General features: G+C 65.7%; 20 protein-coding genes. 12 read left to right on the top strand and 8 right to left on the bottom strand.

The window, feature by feature from the left end; genetic code table 11:
* Positions 1-45 precede the first annotated feature (45 nt).
* On the bottom strand, positions 46-1608 hold the full coding sequence (locus tag J2R78_RS16090; RefSeq protein WP_253605575.1) for an alkaline phosphatase: 1563 nt from the start codon (positions 1606-1608) through the stop codon (positions 46-48).
* Positions 1609-1846: 238 nt separating this feature from the next.
* Positions 1847-3250, bottom strand: coding sequence for a TAXI family TRAP transporter solute-binding subunit (locus tag J2R78_RS16085; protein WP_253605573.1), 1404 nt, complete (start codon positions 3248-3250; stop codon positions 1847-1849).
* 212 nt (positions 3251-3462) lie between these two features.
* Here J2R78_RS16085 and J2R78_RS16080 point away from each other — a divergent pair, with 212 nt between their 5' ends.
* From J2R78_RS16080 to J2R78_RS16070, 3 genes are all read left to right on the top strand, one after another.
* Positions 3463-3768 carry a 4a-hydroxytetrahydrobiopterin dehydratase gene (locus J2R78_RS16080; protein WP_092087879.1) on the top strand — a complete coding sequence of 102 codons (306 nt, stop codon included), beginning with the start codon at positions 3463-3465 and terminating at the stop codon, positions 3766-3768.
* Positions 3769-3859: 91 nt separating this feature from the next.
* A complete protein-coding gene (locus tag J2R78_RS16075) occupies positions 3860-4237 on the top strand; it encodes a YkvA family protein (RefSeq protein WP_253605571.1) in 378 nt (125 codons plus the stop codon).
* A 127-nt stretch (positions 4238-4364) separates the two neighbouring features.
* Positions 4365-5528, top strand: a complete 1164-nt coding sequence (locus J2R78_RS16070) for an IS4 family transposase (protein WP_253605569.1) — start codon at positions 4365-4367, stop codon at positions 5526-5528.
* A gap of 355 nt (positions 5529-5883) precedes the next feature.
* Here J2R78_RS16070 and J2R78_RS16065 read toward each other — a convergent pair whose 3' ends face one another.
* Positions 5884-6864, bottom strand: coding sequence for an NADPH:quinone oxidoreductase family protein (locus J2R78_RS16065; RefSeq protein WP_253605567.1), 981 nt, complete (start codon positions 6862-6864; stop codon positions 5884-5886).
* 105 nt (positions 6865-6969) lie between these two features.
* On the opposite strand from J2R78_RS16065, the gene J2R78_RS16060 reads away from it, so the two are divergent.
* The 6 genes from J2R78_RS16060 to argG all read left to right on the top strand — a co-directional run bounded on the left by J2R78_RS16060 (position 6970) and on the right by argG (position 12913).
* Complete coding sequence (locus tag J2R78_RS16060) at positions 6970-7806, top strand: SDR family oxidoreductase (protein WP_253605566.1); 837 nt, start codon at positions 6970-6972, stop codon at positions 7804-7806.
* Between the two features lie 187 nt (positions 7807-7993).
* On the top strand, positions 7994-8554 hold the full coding sequence (locus J2R78_RS16055) for an invasion associated locus B family protein (RefSeq protein ID WP_253609830.1): 561 nt from the start codon (positions 7994-7996) through the stop codon (positions 8552-8554).
* 125 nt (positions 8555-8679) lie between these two features.
* A complete protein-coding gene (rlmN, locus tag J2R78_RS16050; RefSeq protein ID WP_092087850.1) occupies positions 8680-9894 on the top strand; it encodes a 23S rRNA (adenine(2503)-C(2))-methyltransferase RlmN in 1215 nt (404 codons plus the stop codon).
* A 150-nt stretch (positions 9895-10044) separates the two neighbouring features.
* A complete protein-coding gene (locus J2R78_RS16045; protein ID WP_253605564.1) occupies positions 10045-10545 on the top strand; it encodes a hypothetical protein in 501 nt (166 codons plus the stop codon).
* A gap of 157 nt (positions 10546-10702) precedes the next feature.
* Entirely contained in the window at positions 10703-11485 is a 783-nt protein-coding gene (locus J2R78_RS16040) for a phosphatase PAP2 family protein (RefSeq protein ID WP_253605562.1), read from the top strand.
* 90 nt (positions 11486-11575) lie between these two features.
* On the top strand, positions 11576-12913 hold the full coding sequence (gene argG, locus J2R78_RS16035; protein ID WP_253605560.1) for an argininosuccinate synthase: 1338 nt from the start codon (positions 11576-11578) through the stop codon (positions 12911-12913).
* Positions 12914-13091: 178 nt separating this feature from the next.
* Here argG and J2R78_RS16030 read toward each other — a convergent pair whose 3' ends face one another.
* On the bottom strand, positions 13092-13679 hold the full coding sequence (locus tag J2R78_RS16030) for a TetR/AcrR family transcriptional regulator (RefSeq protein WP_253605558.1): 588 nt from the start codon (positions 13677-13679) through the stop codon (positions 13092-13094).
* Between the two features lie 97 nt (positions 13680-13776).
* Here J2R78_RS16030 and J2R78_RS16025 point away from each other — a divergent pair, with 97 nt between their 5' ends.
* Both J2R78_RS16025 and J2R78_RS16020 read left to right on the top strand, forming a co-directional pair.
* Entirely contained in the window at positions 13777-14142 is a 366-nt protein-coding gene (locus tag J2R78_RS16025) for a nuclear transport factor 2 family protein (protein WP_253605556.1), read from the top strand.
* A 119-nt stretch (positions 14143-14261) separates the two neighbouring features.
* Complete coding sequence (locus tag J2R78_RS16020) at positions 14262-16019, top strand: alkaline phosphatase (RefSeq protein WP_253605554.1); 1758 nt, start codon at positions 14262-14264, stop codon at positions 16017-16019.
* A gap of 298 nt (positions 16020-16317) precedes the next feature.
* Here the strand turns inward: J2R78_RS16020 and J2R78_RS45385 are convergent, their stop codons facing one another.
* Entirely contained in the window at positions 16318-17439 is a 1122-nt protein-coding gene (locus J2R78_RS45385; RefSeq protein ID WP_375167043.1) for an OmpA family protein, read from the bottom strand.
* A 493-nt stretch (positions 17440-17932) separates the two neighbouring features.
* On the opposite strand from J2R78_RS45385, the gene J2R78_RS45380 reads away from it, so the two are divergent.
* Positions 17933-18658 carry a hypothetical protein gene (locus J2R78_RS45380; RefSeq protein WP_375167042.1) on the top strand — a complete coding sequence of 242 codons (726 nt, stop codon included), beginning with the start codon at positions 17933-17935 and terminating at the stop codon, positions 18656-18658.
* Between the two features lie 165 nt (positions 18659-18823).
* On the opposite strand, the gene J2R78_RS16010 is transcribed toward J2R78_RS45380, so the two are convergent.
* The 3 genes from J2R78_RS16010 to J2R78_RS16000 all read right to left on the bottom strand — a co-directional run bounded on the left by J2R78_RS16010 (position 18824) and on the right by J2R78_RS16000 (position 20654).
* Positions 18824-19114 carry a hypothetical protein gene (locus J2R78_RS16010; RefSeq protein ID WP_233475705.1) on the bottom strand — a complete coding sequence of 97 codons (291 nt, stop codon included), beginning with the start codon at positions 19112-19114 and terminating at the stop codon, positions 18824-18826.
* Positions 19115-19223: 109 nt separating this feature from the next.
* Positions 19224-19610 carry a VOC family protein gene (locus J2R78_RS16005; protein WP_253605550.1) on the bottom strand — a complete coding sequence of 129 codons (387 nt, stop codon included), beginning with the start codon at positions 19608-19610 and terminating at the stop codon, positions 19224-19226.
* Between the two features lie 186 nt (positions 19611-19796).
* The gene (locus J2R78_RS16000) at positions 19797-20654 is read right to left on the bottom strand and encodes an FkbM family methyltransferase (RefSeq protein ID WP_253605548.1); all 858 of its coding nucleotides are present in this window, start codon (positions 20652-20654) and stop codon (positions 19797-19799) included.
* Between the last annotated feature and the right edge of the window lie 8 nt (positions 20655-20662).

Here is a 20662-nt window from a genome sequence, read left to right as displayed (position 1 = left end):
TGAAAGTGGCTGCCGCGAAATCGCACGAACTTCGCATTCAGCACACTAGACCGGCTTCGGGTCGAGCGTGATCGCCCACAGCTCGGCGTCGACGCGGTCGCGCAGGCTCACCGTCATCTGCCCGCTCTTGCCGTCGATCTTGACGTGGCCGAAGAACTGCATGCCCGCCGACGGCGGCAGGTTCTGGTTGCCTTCGCCCGGCGCCTTGATGAACTTCACCTCGGGGCCGAAGGTGTTGTCGAGCTCGTTCGGACCGAACGTACCGGCATGCAGCGGGCCGGAGACGAATTCCCAGAACGGATCGAACTCCTGGAACTGGGCCTTATTTGGGTTGTAGTAGTGCGCGGCGGCGTAATGCACGTCGGCGGTCAGCCACACCGTGTTGACGATTCCCGCGGTCTTGATGAAACGCAGGATGTCGGCGATCTCGAGCTCGCGGCCGCGCGCCGGACCATCGCCCTGCGCAAAGGCTTCCGAGCCCTTCTTGTTGGCCGCATCGTCATAGACGATCAGCGAGAGCGGCATGTCGGAGGCGATCACCTTCCAGGTGGCGCGCGAGTTGAGCAGCGCGCGCTTCAGCCAGGCCATCTGGTCCGGGCCGATGAAATAGGCGTCGGGGCCATACTGCTCCTGCAGGTTCGGGCCGTTGGGGCCGCGATAGCTGCGCTCGTCGAGCATGAAGACGTCGAGATGCGGACCGTAGCTCAGCGTGCGATAGACGCGCCCAGGCTCGACGATGCTCTCGCGCATCGGATACATCTCGTGGAAGGCCTTTGCCGCGCGCGCCGCGAGCACATTGATGTCGCGCTCCTTGTAGGCCGCCGGCAGCTGTTTCGACAGCGACCAGTTGTTGGTCACCTCGTGATCGTCCCACTGCACGAAGATCGGCACCTCGGCATTGAAGGCGCGGACGTTGTTGTCGAGGAAGTTATACTTGTGGGCGGCCCGGTATTCGTCGAGCGTCTCGGCGACCTTGGCCTTCTCGGGGATCGTGACGTTCTTCCAGACCTTGCCGTCGGGAAGCTTCACCTCGGAGGGGATCACGCCGTCGGCGTAGATCGTGTCGCCGGAGTGCAGAAGGAAATCCGGAGCGTGCTTCTTCATCGCGGCGAAGGTGATCATGCCGCCGTCGTCGGGATTGATGCCCCAGCCCTGGCCGGCGACGTCGCCGCCCCACACGAAGGAGACGTCGCGGCGGTCGCTCGGCGCGGTCCGGAAGCGGCCGACCACCGGTTCGCCGACGATGTCGATATGGGCGAGGTCGCGGAAGCGGACGCGATAGAAGATGTCCTGGCCGGAGGGCAGGTTCTCCAGCAGCATCTTGGCGGTGAAGTCGCTCTCGGGCAGCGCCGTGATCGGCGGCAGCGTATGGGTGTCCTTGAAGGACTCGGTGGTCGCGACCTCGACCATCATCTGCGACGGCCGGTCCGCACGCGCCCACACCACGCCGCCGTCGACGCCGACATCGCCGGACTGCACGCCATGGGTGATCACGGGACGGTCGGCGGCGCGCGACAGATAGGGCATCGCAATCACGCCGGCGCCGGCCGCAGCCGCCGTGGAGAGAAAGCGTCGGCGGGTGAGATTTCGCGAGAACCGGATCGTCATGGGGAGCCTCCTCAGGTCACAGCGACAATGCGCCGCAGGCGCGCCAAGACCTAGAAAAATTCCATGACGGAGACATTACAGCGGCGGGCGTCGCGTGAGGTGGGCACGTCTGTCAGGCTCCCTCTCCCGCTTGCGGGGGAGGGTGGGGAGGGGTCTCTCGACGAATCATGGCGAGGAGAGAGCCCCTACCCGCAAGCGGGAGAGACGAAGGCATCTCGCGGATAGAGTAGCGGCGATTCTACGCCGTGCCCGCCGCTCTGAACTGCGTGGCAGTCCGTTGCAAATTCTGCGGCATGCTGAACAGCAGCGCCTTGCGGTCGGCGACGGCGTTATGAAGCTGCTCGAGCGCGATGTTGAACGCGGTCAGCGTGCCTTCCTCGATGGCGCCGTGTTCGAAGCAGTCCAGCGTGTGGCGCAGGATGTCGTCGGCCTCCGCCTGCATCTGGTCGAGTTCCTCGATCGAATCGCTTTGCCGTGCGGTCTTCAGCATCTCCAGCAGGCGTTCGCGCTGCGAGGTGTTGGTGTTGCGCTCGTCCTGCTTGAGATAGCCGGCGAACCACGCACCGGCCGAGCCCATCGCCGAGAACGCCATCAGGCTCCACCAGATGTAGTCGCTGTAGCGGTCGAGGAAGGTTTTTTCCTCGCCGTCGACAAACGCGGCGGCGCCCGGATGCACCGGAATGGTGGCATCCTTGTCGGTGTCCGGCGTCTCGATCTTGGCGGCGAGCGGGAAATCGGTCTTGAGCGACTGCCGGATCGCGAACAATTGCCGCGTGAATGCCGCGACCGTCGAGTCCGACAGGCCCTTCCGCGCAACGATGTGGTGCGAGAAGCTGATCGTCTTCACCTCATCGTCGGGCCGGTCGGCGGAGCCGAGCGAGCCCGCGGGGATTTCCGCGGCCTCATAGGCCGGATGGTTCTGCGCGATCGCCTCGGAGGCGTCGATCGCAAGGAAGCTGGGTTCGCCGCCGTCGCGGACCGACGCCGTGATCGCATCGATCGTGATTTTGCTGTTGGCCGGGCCGACGGCGAGATAGGCGTCGGCCTTGAGGTTCTTGATCGCTTCCGCCGCCTCATTGGCCGGGAATTGAACGATCTCGACCTTCATCGGGTCGACGCCGTATTGCGTCAGGATCAGCTTCAGCAGATTGACATTGGCCGGGGTGCGGCCGACGACGCCGATCTTGCGGCCGGCAAGCTGCGCGATCTTGGTGATCCGCGCGGATTTCCGAACCTTGCCCTTGGCGGGCGGAACCCACATCACCACGACATTCTTGCGCAGGGTCGCGACCGCCTGGGCATTCTTCGGCACCTCGAGATCGCCGCGGATGATGGCGAGATCGGCCTTGCCGTCGGCCAGCGTCTGGGCGCTGGCGGTAGCGCCCTCGGTCTGCACCGGCCTCAGTTTGACCTGGGTGTTCTGCTGGTTGTTGAAGGCCTGCGCCAGCGCCTGCACGACCTTGACGTCATCGCTGTTGGCGGGACCGACCGCGATCCGCAGCGTCACCGGACGCACGGCGAAATAATAGCCGGCCAGCAACGTGCCGATGATGGCCAGCGCGCCCGCGATCAAAACGAACATCAGCCGCCGCTTTGCCGAACGCAGCGGCTTGGGCGACATGCTGGCGGAGCCGTCTGTCATCGATCTCGCAAACAATCGTCGGGGCTCAATCTCGCAAAACTACCAACGCGCATACATCCTCTATGTGTAGCAAATTACTGAATGGACAGATGTTACAACTCCGTCATGGTTACCAGCGGCGATAGGACGCGATTTCGGCCTTAATTTGGGCGTGGATCCCATCCCGGAGGCCGTTGTTAGGCTAAAGTCGGCGTCAAACGGGAGAGTTTACCATGGTCGAACGGCTGTCAGCGGAGGCGAGGAAGGCCGCCCTTTGGGAACTGGCCGGCTGGTCGGAGGCGTCCGGCCGCGAGGCGATCGCCAAGACTTTCGTGTTCAAGGACTTCAACGAGGCCTTCGGGTTCATGGCCCGCGCCGCCCTGGTCGCCGAGAAGAGCGACCATCACCCCGAGTGGAAAAACGTCTACAAGACCGTCGAGGTGGTGCTGTCGACCCATGATGTCGGCGGGGTGACCAAGCGCGACATCGACCTCGCCAAGGCCATGAACGCGATCGCAAGGCAGCTTGGGGTCAGTTGACCCCGGCGCGTGGAACCTTGCGCGGGTCCGCCGATATCCCCAGATTCGCATCGTCCGCCGCCGAATTGGCGCGGCGTCGAGGAACCTTGCGATGACATCGAGCGAACACGGCGCGGGATTTGGGCCTGCCGATCGGCTGGCGCAGGACGCTGAAAGCGTGCGCCGCCGTTTCTGGATCAAGTTCAAGAAGGTGGTGGCGAGCCTGCCCTTCGCGGAGGACCTGCTGGCCGCCTATTACTGCGCGTTCGACCGGCAGACGCCGCGCCATGTGCAGGCGGCGCTGCTCGGGGCGATCGCCTATTTCATCCTGCCGTTCGATTTCGTGCCCGACATGCTGCCGATTCTCGGCTTCACCGATGACGCCGCGGTGCTCGCAACCGCGCTCCGCATGGTGGCAAGCCACATCACGCCCGAGCATCGCGATGCCGCCCGCGCCGCGCTGAAGCGCGGGGTGCCGGACGAGGAGTGAGATCTGCCTTCTCCTTCCCCCTGAAAGGCAGGGGTGTCCGGGGAATGATTCACTGTGTCGCGGTGCATGCTCGGCAGGACCGAGGCAAATCGGTCTTTTCTGGTTGTCGAGACACAGAGGGCCGAGCATGCGATATCGCGGTAGCATTTTTGGAAGGCTGCTTGAACCGATCAATCGACGGCAGTTTCAGACGGTTGTGGATCGTCTGGACGGGGATGCCTACGACAAGTCGTTCAGGAGCTGGGATCATCTGGTGGCGCTGATCTATGCCCAGCTTAGCGGCAACAGCAGTCTGCGCGGGGTGGTGACTGGCTTCAACGCCAATTCGCAGCATCACTATCACTTGGGAACCGGCAAGCTGTCGCGCTCGACGTTGTCCGATGCCAATGCCCGCCGTCCGATCGGCATTTTCGCGCAAACCTTTGCGGCGCTGTCGGCGATGGCGCGTCGCCAGCTGCGGAGTGAAGGCATGGAGATGGTGCGTCTGATCGACGCCAGTCCGATCCCGCTCGGCAAGGTCTGCAGTTGGGCGACGTGGAACGGCCGCATCCGCGGCATGAAGCTGCATGTCGTCTACGACCCAAGGAGCGATGTCCCGACCTGCGTCGAGATGACGGCCGCGAACGTCAATGACATCGAGATCGGCCGACAGACCCCAATCCAGCCCGCCACCACCTATGTGTTTGACAAGGGCTATTGCCGTTTCGACTGGTGGCAGAAGATCAATGATAGCAAGGCTTTCTTCGTTACCCGGGCGAAGACGAGCATCCGTCTTCGCTCGCTCAGGCATCGCGCCATCCGCAAGCGTAACGGGGATGGCTTCGAAATCCTTGCCGATGACGAGGTGAAGCTCACCAGCAAGGGCGATTCGCGCCTTCCAATCCCGCTCCGCCGCATCAAGATCAGACGCGAGAAAGGCGGCAAGATCACACTCCTGACCAACGACCTTGTCCGTAGCGCCGTCGAGATCGCCGCCCTCTACAAGAGCCGATGGCAAATCGAGCTGCTGTTCCGCTGGATCAAGCAGCATCTCGATATTCGCAAGTTCCTCGGCGCCAACGACAACGCGATCCGCCTTCAGGTGCTCGCTGCGATGATTGCCTACCTGCTGCTGCGCATCGCCGCTCACACCAACTGCATCAAAATGCTCCCGCTCAGGTTCGCCGAACTCGTCGGCCAGCTCCTGCTCACGCGTCGATCCCTCGCTGCCATCGACAAACCTCCGCCCATCAACCCCAGCCGTCGGAAATCAACCATCTCACCTGACCAGATGGAGCTCCGCTATGCCTGAATTTCCCCGGACACCCCTGCCTGAAAGGGGGAAGGTCGGGATGGGGGTCAGCCACAGGCGACGCTGCAAGCCGGCAGATTTGATCCCCACCCGCTTTGCTCTCGCGAGCAAGGCGACCTCCCCTTTTCAAGGGAAGGTTATGATGCATCCCGGATTTCGCTGCGCTCCATCCGGGCTACGAAACTTTCGATCCGTCATCCTGAGGAGCGCGAAGCGCGTCTCGAAGGATGTACGGCGACCAGCGGGGCCGTCGACCCTTCGAGACGCGCGCAAGAGCGCGCTCCTCAGGGTGACGGAGACGGTAGGGAGCGCCATGGTAATCCGTTCGGCTCCTTCCGGGCTGCGCAATCTCGGTTCAGCTTCCCGGGTGCAGGATCACCTTGCCCATCGCCTTACGGCCGGCGAGCACCTTCAGGGCTTCTGATGTCTGCGACAGCGGGAAGGTGCGGTCGACATGCGAGGAGATCTTGCCTTCCGCGGTCCACTGCACGAGCTTCTCGAGGTTCTTGCGGTTCTTGTCCGGATTCTGCCGCGCCCAGGCGCCCCAGAACACGCCGCGGATATCGCAGCCCTTCAGCAGTGCGAGGTTGAGCGGGATCTTCGGGATGTCGCCGGCGGCAAAGCCGATCACCAGGAAGCGGCCTTCCCACGCGGTCGAGCGCAACGCGGCTTCGGCATAGGCGCCGCCGACCGGATCGAACACGATGTCGGCGCCCTTGCCGTCGGTCAGCTTGCGCAGGCCCTCTTTGAGATCTTCCTTCGCATAGTTCAGCGTCAGCTCGGCGCCGTGTTGCTTGGCGAATGCCAGCTTCTCGTCCGACGAGGCGCAGGCAATCACCTTCAACCCCATCAGTTTGCCGAGCTCGCACGCAGCAAGGCCGGTGCCACCGGCGGCCCCCAGCACCGCGAGCGTCTCGCCCGGCTTCGGGCTCGCGCGATCTTCCAGCGCATGCAGCGCGGTGCCGTAGATGATGATGATGCCGGCGGCGCGGTCGTAATCGAGATTGTCGGGAATCTTCACGATCGAATTCGCCGGCAGCGCGATCTTGTCGCGCGCGCCGTTGTGGCCGCAGGACGCGACGACGCGATCGCCGACCTTCAAATCAGTGACGCCGGCGCCGACGCTTTCGATCACGCCGGCAACTTCGGCAGCCGGCGAGAACGGGAACGGCGGCTTGATCTGGTACTTGCCCTGGATCATCAGGATGTCGAAGAAATTCAGCGCCGCCGCCTTGATCGCGATCACGGCTTCGCCGGGAGCCGCCACCGGATCGGGCACATCAGCCAGCACGAGATCGTCAGGTTGACAGTATTGCGAGCAGAGGATGGCTTTCATGGACACACCTGAGTTTCGGACGCAGAAAGAGTTGCAAGATCTTGGACTACAAGCTTCATGCCGGATTTGCGGCGGAGCGACAATACAGTGCGGAGGGATCAAACTATGTTTGAAAAAGGCCTGCTAGCGAAAAAGCGCATCCTGATCACCGGCGGCGGCTCCGGCCTCGGCGCGGCGATGGGCCGCCGCTTTGCCGAACTCGGCGCCGAACTGATCATCTGCGGACGGCGCGAGGGGCTGCTGGAGGAAACCGCAGCGAAATTCCGCAGCGAACTCGGCGCGAAGGTCTCTACCGCGCGATGCGATATCCGCGACGGCGCGGCGGTCGAAGCGATGATGGATCAGGTCTGGCAGGACGCGCCGATCGACGTGCTCGTCAACAATGCTGCCGCAACCTTTATTGCGCAGAGCGAACATTTGTCATTCCGTGCGGCGGACGCGATCCTCGCGCCGACACTGCATGGCACGATGTACTGCACGCTCGCCGCCGGCCGCCGCTGGATCGACGGCAAACACAAGGGCGTTGTGCTCTCGATCCTGTCGACCTCGACCATCACCGGCCGCGCGTTCACGGTGCCGTCCGCCATGGCCAAGACCGCCGTGCTGGCGATGACCAAGAGCCTGGCGGTGGAGTGGGGCCCGAAGGGCATCCGCACCGTCGCGATCGCGCCCGGCACGTTCCCGACCGCAGGCGCGACCGGACAGTTGCGCCCCGAAGGGCGCGGCGAGAGCTGGGCGCATCGCAATCCGCTCGGCCGCGCCGGCGAGCATTCGGAGCTCGCCAATCTCGCGACCTTCCTGATCTCGGATCAGGCCGGCTACATCAACGGCGAGATGGTGGTGCAGGATGGCGGCTCGCACTTACGCAGTTCCGGTGCCGAGGACCTGCTGCAATGGACCGATGCGCAGTGGGAGAAGCAGCGCGCTGCGCGCGCCAAGTGATAACGCGTCGCGATTACGCGCCCGACGGTGAGCGGCGTTCGTGTTTCGGCCTAACTGCCTTCCCAAAAAAGCGTTTCCCGGTTATCCATCCGAGCCGGCGGAGGGGAATCGCCGGGCCATCTTGCAGTCACAATGATGGGGGAACCAGTTGGCCGTGCGGCAGATTCTGACATCACTGGTTGCTTGTATCCTGTGCGGGTTCATCACCCTCGCGCCGGCGCAGGCTGCGCCCAAGAAAGATGCGGCCAAGGAAGCAGCCAAGCCGGCGCCTTCGGCCGCCGCGGCTGCCGCCGGCGGCGCGGAGCCGACGCTGATCGGCCAATTCGGGACCTGGGGCGCGTACACGGCATCGCCCAACGGCAAGAAGGTGTGCTTTGCGCTCGCCAAGCCGTCGTCGTCGAAGACCAATCCGGCGAACCGGCCGCGTGATCCGGCCTATGCCTTCATCTCCACCCGTCCGGCGGAGAAGGTCGTCAACGAGGTCTCGATCATGATCGGCTACACGGTGAAGCCGGGCTCCGAATCGACGCTTCAGGTCGGCGGCGGGACCTATGCGATGTACACGCAGGGCGACGGCCTCTGGATCAAGAATGCGGCCGAGGAGGAGCGGATGGTGGAATCCATGCGCAAATCGGCCGAACTGACGGTAAAAGCCGTCTCGGCCAAGGGCACCGAGACGACAGACACCTTCTCGCTGAAGGGCCTGGCGCAGGCGCTCGACCGGCTCGGGCAGGACTGCCGGCGCTAGAGCATGATCCGGAAAAGTGTGAAGCGGTTTTCCGGAAAGATCATGCTCTAAAAATCGACTTAAGGCCTGAAATCGAGGTATTTGGTGGCTTTCCAGCACCGGCTGGAAGGCCTATTTGAGGTTTCATGACCGACACCGTGACCACCCATGCCGTCTCCGGCGCCAGCGCGCTGGTCGAGAAGGTTCCGCTCGAGACCTATGTGCCGCCGGCCAAACCGTCGCTGATCGGGCTGTCGCGCGCCGAGATCGCCGAGCGCCTGGGCGAGATCGGGGTGCAGGCCGGCCAGCGCAAGATGCGCACCCAGCAGCTCTGGAACTGGATGTATTTCCGCGGCGCCAAGAGCTTTGCCGAGATGACCAACGTCTCGAAGGACATGCGCGCCGAGCTCGAGAAGCATTTCACCGTCGACCGTCCCGAGGTGGTCGCCGAGCAGATTTCCAACGACGGCACCCGCAAATGGCTGCTGCGGCTGCCGAGCGGCGACAAGGTCGAGCGGCCGCACGAGGTCGAGTGCGTCTACATCCCCGAGACCGATCGCGGCACGCTGTGCGTTTCCTCGCAGGTCGGCTGCACGCTGAACTGCGCGTTCTGCCACACCGGCACGCAGCGGCTGGTGCGCAACCTCACCGCCGGCGAGATCGTCGGCCAGGTGATGGTGGCGCGCGACCGGCTGAATGACTGGGCCGACCGCGAGGACGGCACGCGCCGCGTCACCAACATCGTGATGATGGGGATGGGCGAGCCGCTTTACAATTTCGACGCGGTGCGCGATGCGCTGCTGATCGTCGCGGACAATGAGGGCATCGGCATTTCGCGCCGGCGCATCACGCTGTCGACCTCGGGCGTGGTGCCGAACATCCAGCGCACCGGTGACGAGATCGGCGTGATGCTCGCGATCTCCTTGCATGCGGTGCGCGACGAGCTGCGCAACGAGCTGGTGCCGCTGAACCGCAAATATCCGATCAAGGAATTGCTGCAGGCCTGCCGCGATTATCCCGGCGCCTCCAACGCCCGGCGCATCACCTTCGAATATGTGATGCTCAAGGGGGTCAACGATTCGCTCGATGACGCCAAGCTCCTGGTGAAGCTGCTCAAGGGCATTCCGGCGAAGATCAATCTGATCCCGTTCAATCCGTGGCCGGGCACCGCCTACGAATGCTCGGACTGGGAGCAGATCGAAAAATTCTCCGAATACATCTTCAACGCCGGCTACTCCTCGCCGGTGCGCACGCCGCGCGGCCGCGACATCCTCGCCGCCTGCGGCCAGCTCAAGTCGGAGACCGAAAAGCTCTCGGCCCGCGAGCGCCAGGCGCTGCGCGCGATGGCGATGACGGATTGAGTGTGTTTCCATATTTCGTCATGGCCGGGCTTGTCCCGGCCATCCACGTCTTGGCTTTCTCCGCGAGAAGACGTGGATGCCCGGGACAATCCCGGGCATGACGGAGGAGAGGCTAGTGCCTGGCTTGATGTTCGATGATGGAATGACCCGATGGCCCTGATCGGCCGCCTGTTCGTCGTCGCCTTCGGCTTCCTGATGGCCTGCTTCGTGGCAGGGATCATCGTGGTCGTCGCGGTGCTGTATCCCGAGATCAGCGATTTCGGCGGGCAGATCGACCAGAGCGCGATCAATGTCGTGCTCGGTTTCGGCTTCATCTTCATCTCGGGCTTTGCGCTGCTGCCTGCGCTGATCGTGGTGCTGATCACCGAGGCGTTCTTCATCAGGAGCGTGCTGGCCTATGCCGTCGGCGGCGCGATCGTCGGCGCGGCCTGCTATCTCGGTCTGGTTCCGTTCGATCCCGATACGATGCAATTCCACGGCATCGTGCGCCGGCACGTGGAGATCATGACCGGCGCCGGCATCGTCGCGGGCCTGGTCTACTGGCTGATCGCCGGCCGCACCGCCGGCGCCTGGCGCGAGCCGTCGCGGCCGTTGCCGCCGCCCCCGCCCTTGCCGTCGCAACGGCGGCCGCAAACACCGCCGTCATCCTGAGGAACCGTGCGCAGCACGGTGTCTCGAAGGATGGGCCGCAGCAAGACCGCATCCTTCGAGGCTCGCAAGAGCTCGCACCTCCAGCGACAACGGCGAAGCCGTTGCGCGGGGATGACGTCACTTCCCATGCTCATCCGCGTCGGCTAAACCGCGCGCCATGAACCGGACCGGACTTTTCATCGCGCTGGCGCTGGCGCTCATCGTCGGCATCTTGTTCGGGATCTATCCCGAGCTCGACCTGAAGCTGGCGGCGCTGTTCTACGATGTGGCGCAGAAAACCTTCCCGCTGAAGCTCGACGCGGTGGCGTCGTTTGCGCGCGATGCGGCGATGTGGATCGCCTGGGCGCTGGTGCTGCCGGCGATCGTGACCATCGTCTGGAAGTTCATCCGGCCCGACCGGCCGATGCTGATGTCCGGCCGCGCCGCGGTGTTCCTGCTCACCACGATGCTGCTCTCGGCCGGCGTGCTCACCAACCTCACCTTCAAGAATTATTGGGGCCGGCCGCGGCCGGTGTTCGTGACGCAGTTCGGCGGCGACCTGCAATTCATGCCGTGGTGGGACCCGCGCGGCGGCTGCCCGCGCAACTGCTCGTTCTTCTCCGGCGAGGGCGCCACCGCGTTCTGGACCTATGCACCGGCGGCGCTGACGCCGCCCGCGTGGCGGCCGCTGGCCTTTGCCGGGGCCACCGTGTTCGGCATCGTCACCAGCGGGCTTCGCATGGCCTTTGGCGGCCATTTCTTCACCGATGTGGCGATCGCGGGCCTGGTGTCGTTCTTCACGGTCTGGCTGTTCTACGCGCTGATCTACCGCTGGGCAGCGACCCGGCTGACCGACGCCCAGGTCGATGCCACGCTGACCCGCCTTGCGATGCCCGGCTACCGGTGGATGCAGCGCTGGCGCCGGGGCGGCAAGGCGGCGTCCAGCCAGCCCGAGGCCTGATTTGGGCCTGATTAAAGGCGTGCTCAGCCTTCGGAAATTTGATATCGCCACCCCGGAAACATCATTGATTTCGACCGATTGGACCGTCCCATGAGTACGATTCTGAAAAGCCTGCCCACTGGCGAAAAAGTCGGCATCGCGTTCTCGGGCGGGCTCGACACGTCGGCGGCGCTGCTCTGGATGAAGCTGAAAGGCGCCAAGGTCTTCGCCTATACCGCCAATCTTGGCCAGCCCGACGAGGCCGACTACGACGCGATCCCGCGCAAGGCGATGGATTTCGGCGCCGAGAAGGCCCGCCTGGTCGATTGCCGCACCCAGCTGGTCCATGAGGGCATCGCCGCGATCCAGTCCGGCGCGTTCCACATCTCGACCGGCGGCATCACCTATTTCAACACCACGCCGCTCGGCCGCGCGGTGACCGGCACGATGCTGGTCGCGGCGATGCAGGAGGACGGTGTCAACATCTGGGGCGACGGCTCGACCTTCAAGGGCAACGACATCGAGCGCTTCTATCGCTACGGCCTGCTGACCAACCCGAGCCTGCGCATCTACAAGCCCTGGCTCGACCAGCAGTTCATCGACGAGCTCGGCGGCCGCGCCGAGATGTCGGCGTTCATGACCGCGCAAGGCTTCGCCTACAAGATGAGCGCGGAGAAGGCCTATTCGACCGACAGCAATCTGCTCGGCGCGACGCATGAGGCCAAGGATCTCGAGAGCCTTGCGAGCGGCATCACCATCGTCAATCCGATCATGGGCGTGCCGTTCTGGCGCGCCGATTGCGACGTCAAGGCCGAGAAGGTCGTGGTGCGGTTCGAGGAAGGCCAGCCGGTCGCGCTGAACGGCAAGACGTTTGCCGATCCGGTCGCGCTGTTCCTCGAGGCCAATGCGATCGGCGGCCGCCACGGCCTCGGCATGAGCGACCAGATCGAGAATCGCATCATCGAAGCCAAGAGCCGCGGCATCTATGAGGCGCCGGGCATGGCGCTCTTGCACATCGCTTATGAGCGTCTCGTCACCGGCATCCATAATGAGGATACGATCGAGCAGTACCGCATCAGCGGCATGCGGCTCGGCCGCCTGCTCTATCAGGGCCGCTGGTTCGATTCGCAGGCCTTGATGCTGCGCGAGACCGCGCAGCGCTGGGTGGCGCGCGCCGTCACCGGCGAGGTGACGCTCGAGCTGCGCCGCGGCAACGACTACTCGATATCAAACACCGAGAGCCCGAACCTGACCTACGCGCCGGAGCGGCTCAGCATGGAGAAGGTCGAGGACGCCGCCTTCACGCCGGCCGACCGCATCGGCCAGCTGACGATGCGCAACCTCGACATTGCTGACACCCGCGCCAAGCTCGGCCTGTACAACAAGACCGGCCTCATCTCGAGCGACGAAGGCTCGCAGATCTTCCAGCTCGAGAACGACAAGGACTGAGATGGTGGGCGGGTAGACACAAACTCGGTGTCGTCCCGGGCAAGCGAAGCGCGACCCGGGACCCATAACCACCGGCCATGGTTATGAAGCACGCTGGTGCTCCAGCGCGCTTCCACGACTCCTCCCTGTGGTTATGGGTCCCGGCCTTCGCCGGGACGACGTGGGGAGAGAGGCCTGCCTACTTCACCCTGAGCGCATCCAGCAGCGAGCGGAACGCGCGCGCGTAATCGGTGCCGGTCTTGCCGATGTCCGGCCCCGCGGAGACCGCAACCGCGGCTTCCGTCACCGCGCCGAGCAGCAGCCGCGCCAGCGGCTCGATCGGCTGCCTGGCGATCACGCCGGCGTCCATCGCGGCGGCCAGCGCGCGCGGAAACTTGCCGCCGAAATGTTTCGCGTCGATCTCGCGCCAGCGTTCCCAGCCGAGCACGGCGGGGCCGTCGCGCAAGATGATCTGGCCGGTCGGGCCTTTCGAGCACGCCGCGAAATAGCCCTGCGTGCCCGCCGCCATCGCCGCCAGCGGATCGTTCTCGGCGCGCGAGATGCGGTCGAGATCGGCAACAAGGTCGATCGACACCTGCTCGAACACCGCCTCGAACACCGCCTCCTTGGTCGCGAAGTGATGATAGACCGCGCCCTTGGCGGCACGCGCGCCGGCGGCGATGTCGTCCATCGTCGCAGCGGCGAAGCCGCGCTCGCCAAAAATGCGCCGCGCCGCCTTGACGATGGCGGCTCTGGTTTTCTCGCGCCGTTCGGCCTGGGTTGCCATGGGCGCATCTCTAGCCCAGTTCCAGACGCAAGCCAATTGACTTACCGACTACCAGTCGATAAATACCGACTATAAGTCGGTAAATGGAGAATGCCCGATGCCCTCGCTTAGGACGTTGCAAGCCTTCGCCGACACGGTCGAGTCCAACGACCATGTCGGCGCGATCAGGAATTTCTATTCAGTCGATGCCCGCACCCAGGAGAATGACGGTGAGTGGCGCGTCGGCCGCGGGGCGCTGGCGGCGCGCGAGGCGGCGGTGCTGGCCGCGGTCGCCGGCGTCAAGACCACGCGGCTCGGGCCGCTCCTGCTTGACGGCGATCATTCGGCGATCTGCTGGCGCTTCGAATTCACCGGCAAGGACGGCAAGGTCCGCAGCATGGAGGAGGTCGCCTGGCAGACCTGGCGCGGCGAGGAGCTGGTCGAGGAGCGCTTCTTCTACGATCCGCAGCAGATGGCGCGCTGAAATCACGCCGGCCTTGCGGCAATACGCCCCGGCGCGCCTCATTGCGCCGTCATCCGCCGCAACTAGCCTCCGCTCCGATGCGCATGATGCGCATGATGCGCGAGAGCGGAGCATCGATCATGATCAAGCAAGTTGCCGGTATGGCCGTCACGCTGGCGTTGTCGGCAGCGCCGGCGTTCGCCCAGACGATCTATCCGATCGATCGCGCCGATATCCTCGTCGGCGCCAAATTCGACTTCAAGGTCGAGCTTCCGGGGGTGGTCGATCAAGCAAAGCTCAAGGTCACGCTGAACGGCGCGGACTATGCCGCGGTGTTCGGCCAGGGCGGCACATTCACCGCGCACGAGGCCGGCCGGGAGCAGTCGGCGTTGGTGCTGCGCGATGTCTCGCTCGTCAAGCCCGGGCAGGTCGCCGTCGAAGTCAGTGACGGCACGCAGAGCCGGAAGGTGACCTGGACCGTCTACGACACCAAGGCGCGAAAGGCCAGGAACGTGATCCTGTTCATCGGCGACGGGATGTCGCCGTCGCATCGCGTCGCCGCGCGAATCCTCTCCAAGGGAATCGCGGAGGGCAAGGGCCGCGGCAAGCTCGCGATCGACGACATGCCGCATATGGCGCTGGTCGCGACCGCCGGCTCGGACTCGATCATCACCGATTCGGCGAATGCCGCGAGCGCCTACGCCACCGGCCACAAGGCCGCGGTCAATGCGCTCGGCGTCTACGCCGATCGCACGCCCGATCCGCTTGACGATCCGAGGGTCGAGACCATCGCGAGTCTTGCCAAGCGCCGGGCGGGCCTCGCCGTCGGCATCGTCACCAACACCGAGGTCGAGGACGCGACCCCGGCGGCGATGGTTGCGCATACCCGCCGCCGCGCCGCCTATGACGCGATCGTCGCGCAATATTTCGACGCGAAGCCCGACGTGCTGATGGGCGGCGGCTCCGCGAACTTCCTGCCGCAATCCGCGTCCGGATCGAAACGCAAGGACGATGTCGACTATCTCGCGCGCTTCCGCGACGCCGGCTATCCGGTCGCGACGACCGCAGGCGAACTCGCCACGCTCGCGGCCAAACCGGACACCCGCCAACTGCTCGGCCTGTTCGCCGCCGGCAACATGGACGGCGCGCTCGACCGCAAGTTCCTGAGGGGCGGCGGCGTCAGGAAATTCCCCGAGCAGCCGGACCTGACCGAGCAGATTCAGGCCGCGCTCACGGTGCTGTCGAAACACGAGGCCGGTTTCTTCCTGATGGTCGAGTCCGGCCTAATCGACAAATACGCCCATCTGCTCGACATGGAGCGCGCGGTCTACGACACCATCATGCTCGACAATGCGGTGCGGCTGGCAAAGGACTGGGCGAAAGCGCGCAACGACGACACGCTGATCCTGGTCGTGGCCGATCACAACCATCCGAACAGCCTGGTCGGCACCATCAATGACGACATGGCGGCGACACCCAACGTGCCGCTGCGCGAGCGCGTCGGTGTCTACGAGAAAGCCGGGTTCCCGAATTATCCGGCGCCGGACGCCGAAGGTTATCCGTCACGCGTCGATGTCAGCCGGCGGCTTGCAATCTTCTCCGCCAGCCTGCCGGATCACTACGAGACGTTCCGCCCGAAACTCGACGATCCGAACGAGCCGACCGTGAAGGGCGACCAGCCCGACACGTTCAAGGCCAATGACAAGTACAAGGATGTCCCCGGCGTCGTGCTGCGCTTCGGCAATCTGCCGGCGATGATCGGCGCCAGCGTGCATTCCGGCGAGGACGTCATTCTCACCGCGACGGGCCCGGGCAGCGAGCGCGTCCACGGCTCGATGGACAACACCGAAGTGTTCCGCGTGATGGTCGAGGCGCTGGGACTGGGCGCGGGCAAGTAACGCATGATGAGATTGAGACGAGGCATGCCCGCTGTACCCCTCCCGCTTGCGGGGGTCGAGATGAGCAAAGTTTGCTGTTGGAGGGTTGGTGTGAGCGGCGAGGCTTCTCCGACCTCCCCTTGAAAAGGGGAGGTCGCTTTGCTCGCGAGAGCAAAGCGGGTGGGGATCTGCTCTCTCCGCAGCCACCGTCACCTGCGGCTGAGCCCCATCCCGACCTTCCCCCTTTCTGGGGGAAGGAGAACAAACAAAAATGGCCGGGATCGCTCCCGGCCATTTCGTATCGTGATGTCGCGCCGGCTCAGCGCGGCGGCGCGGCCGAGGCGGTGCCGCCGTTGAGCAGCGGGGTGATGCGGCGGACGGTGACGCGCCGGTTGATGCGGCTCGGTCCGTCGGTCTGCTCCTTCGGATATTGAGAGCCATAGCCCTGCGAGGTCAGGTTCTCAGCCGGCACACCGAACTGCTGCGTCAAGAGCTCGGCGGCGGATTGCGCACGGCGGTCCGACAGCGACAGATTGTCGGTGTCGTTGCCGGTCGCATCCGTGTGGCCCTCGATCAGGAACACCTCGCGCGGGTTGCGCTGGATAGCTCGGTTGAGGCCGTCGGCGATCACCTGCAGCCTCGCCGCCTGATCCGGCGGGATGGTCCACGATCCGGAGTCGAAGTTGATCGTGTTGACGTCGATGCTCGGCATCTGCATGCGGACATTGGGGCTGTAGCGGATCTCGTCGAGCGAGTAGCGCCGATCGATCCGCTGCACCGGCGGTGCCTCCATGGTCTCGTAGATCACGTCGGGCGACGCGTCCTGAGCATCGACGATGTAGCGATCGTAGGGAATGTTGACCACCGGCGGTGGCGCGTCGACATAGAAGCCGCCGACCGCCCGCGGATCGCGATAGCTGTTGTCGATGATGACGACCTCGCGGCCGCCAGTATCCCTGCGGATTCGGCGCAACATCTGGCCGTCGGAGCCGACCACCGTGATGATCTCGCTGCCGTCGGGACGAACCACCACGGTGCGGGTTTCGCCGCCGATCGTCTCGGTGCGGATATCGCGCGCGCCATAGCGGAAACGATAGACGTCGTCGCCGCGGACATAGGCCTGGCCGCCCGGATCGCGGATGATGACGCGGTCCGGCTCGGTGTAGATGGTGCGGCCGCCCTCGACGACCTCCTGCCGCTGGCTGTGCAGGTCGGCGATGCTGCCGCCGATGATGGCGCCGGCGACCACGCCGGCACCGACGGCGGCACCGATCGCGAGCGGCTTGATGTTGTCATGGCGCGGTGGCGGCGGCAGCGGCGCTGCGACGGCAGGCGCGGCGCGGAAGGCGGGCGCAACCGTCGGCGGCGCATATTGCGCGCGGCCGGGCGGCGGCGTTGCGGCGGCCGAGCCGGGGACGACCGACGGTGCCGGCGCGCCCATAGCTGCTCCCTGGGCTGGCGATACGCCGGGCGCGACGCCCGGACGTGCTGCCGGCTGACCCGGAGCCGGGGTCGCGCCGGGCGCGCCCATTGCCGCGCCCGGGGTCGCCGGCGTTCCGGGCGGTGTCGCCGGACGTCCCTGCTGACCTGGCGCCGGTGGCGTCGGCGTCGCGCCGGGTGCCGGAGGCGTTGTTGCGGCAGGCGGGGTACCTGGACGCGCGGGCTGTGCGCCGGCTGCCGGAGGCGTCGGCGTCGGTGTCGCGCCGGGAGCTGTCGCGGCGGGCGGCGTGCCCGGTCGTGCCCCTGCTGCCGGAGGCGTTGTCGTTGCCGAAGGCGTGGGCGTTGACGTCGCCGCGGGCGGCGTGCCGGGCGGTTGCTTGGCGCCGCCAGGACGTTCACCGCGTTCGCCACCCGGACGATCGCCGGGGCGGCGTTCGGCCGGCGCCGTTGTCGGAGCTCCCGGCGTTGCGGGCGTCGGAGTCGGCGTTGCCGCCGTGGGCGGGGTGCCGGGACGTGCTGCGGGCGCGGCATTCGGCGTGGCGCCGGGCGCCGGCGTCGGCGGCGTGTGCGCGGGTCCTGCGCCGGGCGGCGGCGTGCCGGGTCGCTGCGGTGCTGCGGCCGGCGGCGGTGGCGTCGGCGTCGGATGTGCGGGGGCGGCCGCCGGCGGGGTCGGCTTCGCAGGCGCTGCTGCGGGCGGCTCCGGCCGTGCCGGTGACGGCGATGGCTTCGCGGGTGCGGCCGCGGGCGGCGGCGGTGTGGGATGTGCGGGAGCAGCCGACGGCGGAGGCGTCGTCGGGCGCGCGGCAGGCGGCTCGGGCCGTGCGGGAGCCGGCGGCGGTGCCGGATGCGGTGCGGCTGCCGGAGGCGGCGTCGGCTTTGCCGGTGCAGCTGCGGGCGGCTCGGGCCGGGCAGGGGCTGCAGGCGGGGTCGGCTTCGCGGGCGCTGCGGCCGGCGGCGGAGCAGGATGTGCGGGTGCCGCGGCGGGAGGTGGCGCCTGCGGATGCGGTGCTGCGGCCGGCGGTGCGGGACGTGCAGGAGCACCCGGCGCGCCCGGCGCTGGCCGCGCCTTCGGCTTTCCGTCAGGTCCGGTTTCTTCCTTCTGCTGCGCCTGTGCGACGACCAGAGGCGAAGTTTGGGCGTGCGACGCTGAGGTGGCGAATTGCATCACCGTCAGCGCAGTCGTGGCAAGCAGCACGAGACGAAGCTTTGTCATTGTCTAGGAGTCCCCGGCGGAAAGTCTGGGCAGGAAAGCAAAGTGAGAACCGAACAATTCGGCAGGACGATGAACCGCCAGCCGTTAGGCCGGATTGTGGCGAGCCACGAATCATCGGCGAAGTTTATTTCGACATTATAACGGGTTGCATGTGTGGTTGTTCACCGCGCGTTCAGAAGAAACGCGCCGACACATTTGCGATCGACGTGGAACTTGGGCGCAAGGGCGACTCACCGGCGGCGAGTCGATCTGTCGCAGGCGGCGGGCCGGACGGTCCAGGCGGTCCACGCACCGGTGATTCGTCAGGTGTCTTGCCGGGCAACTCGTCCGGTCGCGGCGGCTCGCCGGGTTCGCGCACCGGCTCCGGAATCTCGGGGCGCGGACTGCCGGGCGGAATTCCCGGCGGCGGTTCGCTCGGTGTGCCCGGCGTCGTCGGCGGAATCTCGGGAGGCTCGATCGGCATCATATCGAGGCCCCGCGGCGGTTGCCGATGCCAGATCGCGTCGCGCGCATTGATCGCTCCATCGAAGTTCGCAGCGACAACGGATCGCGCGCCGCGGCGTTCCGATGTTTCACCCGGGCGTGTGGCAGACCGCCTCGATATTGTGGCCGTCGGGATCGAGCACGAATGCGCCGTAATAGTTCGGATGGTAATGCGCGCGAATGCCGGGCGCGCCGTTGTCACGGCCGCCGGCCGCCATCGCGGCCTTGTAGAAGGCGTCGACGGTAGCGCGGTCCCTGGCCGTGATGGCGATATGCACCGGCTTGTTCATCGCGCCTTCGCCGCCGATCCAGAAGTCCGGCTTGCCCTCGGCGCCGAAGCCCGCGGCGGGCGCGTGCCCGGTCACCTCTGCGGGCACTTCCATGATCAGGCCGTAGCCGAGCGGCGCCAGCGCCGTCTGGTAGAAAGCCTTCGCGCGTTGATAGTCGGAGACAGAAAAGCCGATATGGTCGATCATCGCGAGCCTCCCTTGTTGTGATGCACTTGCATCCGCGTTCTCGTGTCACCTCCCCTTGCAAAGGGGAGGTCGCTTTGCTCGCGAGAGCAAAGCGGGTGGGAATCTGCTCTCTTCGCAGGCACCGTTCCTGCGGCTGACCCCCATCCCGACCTTCCCCCTTTCAGGGGGAAGGAGAAGACAGGGCTGTCAACTCCGTACCAGCAGCGTGTTGCTGCGCGTCCGGCCCTGCTCGACGTAACCGCGCGCATGCATGTCCGCAATGCAGTCGTCGGTCCATTCGTCCTTCGACAGATGCTCGATCACCACCGCGCGCGGCCACAGTGACTGCGGCGCGTCGCGGAAGAAGCCGATCAGCACGCGGTCCTCGAAACCCTCGACGTCGATCTTGAGCGCGTCGACCTTGCTCACTCCGGCCTCGTCGAGGATGCGTTGCAGCCGCAGCGACGGCACTTTGAACGCCTTGCCCGTCGGCGTGCCGGTGACGATGTGGCTGGCGCCGAGATTGTCGCCGTCGGTCTCGATCATCAGTTCGCCATCGGTCGGGCCGGCAGCCGCCGCAACCAGGCGCACCTGCGGAAAGCCGGAGGCCTGGGTGTTGAACTTGAGCCGCGCATGCGTCACCGGATGCGGCTCGATCGCGATCACCCTGCCACCGGGCCCGACATCGCGCGCCAGCGCCAGCGCATAGGTGCCGACATTGGCGCCGAGATCGACGAAGGTGCCATCCGCGCCGACATGCGCCCGCAGGAAGGCGAGTTCTTCAAGGTTGTAATCGGGATTGAACAGCGCGCCGCGCTCGGTCGCGCTTTGCTGATGATAGAATCGGAACGATGCGCCCTGATAGGTCACGTCGAGCGGACCCGCGCCGAACAGATTGACCAGTTTCGACAGCCAGGGCCGGAATGCGCCGCGCTTCAATCCTGAGCCATGCGCCAGGCGGATGATGGCGGCCTGCGCCGCATTGGGCGCGAAGGCGCCGAACGGCGCCGGCGATATGTCGTTGCTCGGGATCACGCATGGCCTCGTCAAAAGCGCGGCATGCATAGCCGGTT

This window comes from Bradyrhizobium sp. USDA 4538, assembly GCF_024171045.1.
GTDB classification, from domain to species: Bacteria; Pseudomonadota; Alphaproteobacteria; order Rhizobiales; family Xanthobacteraceae; genus Bradyrhizobium; species Bradyrhizobium australafricanum.
The sequence above is the reverse complement of the archived record's forward strand: the minus strand, read 5'-3'. Positions and strand labels throughout refer to the sequence as shown.

What these genes read in the sequence shown, in the direction of transcription:
- J2R78_RS16065 (WP_253605567.1), bottom strand. Translation starts at nt 6,864, where the DNA reads ATGAAAGCCATCCTCTGCTCGCAATACTGTCAACCTGACGATCTCGTG.
- J2R78_RS16045 (WP_253605564.1), top strand. Translation starts at nt 10,045, where the DNA reads ATGGCCCTGATCGGCCGCCTGTTCGTCGTCGCCTTCGGCTTCCTGATG.
- J2R78_RS16090 (WP_253605575.1), bottom strand. Translation starts at nt 1,608, where the DNA reads ATGACGATCCGGTTCTCGCGAAATCTCACCCGCCGACGCTTTCTCTCC.
- J2R78_RS16080 (WP_092087879.1), top strand. Translation starts at nt 3,463, where the DNA reads ATGGTCGAACGGCTGTCAGCGGAGGCGAGGAAGGCCGCCCTTTGGGAA.
- J2R78_RS16040 (WP_253605562.1), top strand. Translation starts at nt 10,703, where the DNA reads ATGAACCGGACCGGACTTTTCATCGCGCTGGCGCTGGCGCTCATCGTC.
- rlmN (WP_092087850.1), top strand. Translation starts at nt 8,680, where the DNA reads ATGACCGACACCGTGACCACCCATGCCGTCTCCGGCGCCAGCGCGCTG.
- J2R78_RS16085 (WP_253605573.1), bottom strand. Translation starts at nt 3,250, where the DNA reads ATGACAGACGGCTCCGCCAGCATGTCGCCCAAGCCGCTGCGTTCGGCA.
- J2R78_RS16075 (WP_253605571.1), top strand. Translation starts at nt 3,860, where the DNA reads ATGACATCGAGCGAACACGGCGCGGGATTTGGGCCTGCCGATCGGCTG.
- J2R78_RS16025 (WP_253605556.1), top strand. Translation starts at nt 13,777, where the DNA reads ATGCCCTCGCTTAGGACGTTGCAAGCCTTCGCCGACACGGTCGAGTCC.
- J2R78_RS16030 (WP_253605558.1), bottom strand. Translation starts at nt 13,679, where the DNA reads ATGGCAACCCAGGCCGAACGGCGCGAGAAAACCAGAGCCGCCATCGTC.
- J2R78_RS16005 (WP_253605550.1), bottom strand. Translation starts at nt 19,610, where the DNA reads ATGATCGACCATATCGGCTTTTCTGTCTCCGACTATCAACGCGCGAAG.
- J2R78_RS16060 (WP_253605566.1), top strand. Translation starts at nt 6,970, where the DNA reads ATGTTTGAAAAAGGCCTGCTAGCGAAAAAGCGCATCCTGATCACCGGC.
- J2R78_RS16070 (WP_253605569.1), top strand. Translation starts at nt 4,365, where the DNA reads ATGCGATATCGCGGTAGCATTTTTGGAAGGCTGCTTGAACCGATCAAT.
- argG (WP_253605560.1), top strand. Translation starts at nt 11,576, where the DNA reads ATGAGTACGATTCTGAAAAGCCTGCCCACTGGCGAAAAAGTCGGCATC.
- J2R78_RS16000 (WP_253605548.1), bottom strand. Translation starts at nt 20,654, where the DNA reads ATGCATGCCGCGCTTTTGACGAGGCCATGCGTGATCCCGAGCAACGAC.
- J2R78_RS16020 (WP_253605554.1), top strand. Translation starts at nt 14,262, where the DNA reads ATGATCAAGCAAGTTGCCGGTATGGCCGTCACGCTGGCGTTGTCGGCA.
- J2R78_RS16010 (WP_233475705.1), bottom strand. Translation starts at nt 19,114, where the DNA reads ATGCCGATCGAGCCTCCCGAGATTCCGCCGACGACGCCGGGCACACCG.
- J2R78_RS45385 (WP_375167043.1), bottom strand. Translation starts at nt 17,439, where the DNA reads ATGGGCGCGCCGGCACCGTCGGTCGTCCCCGGCTCGGCCGCCGCAACG.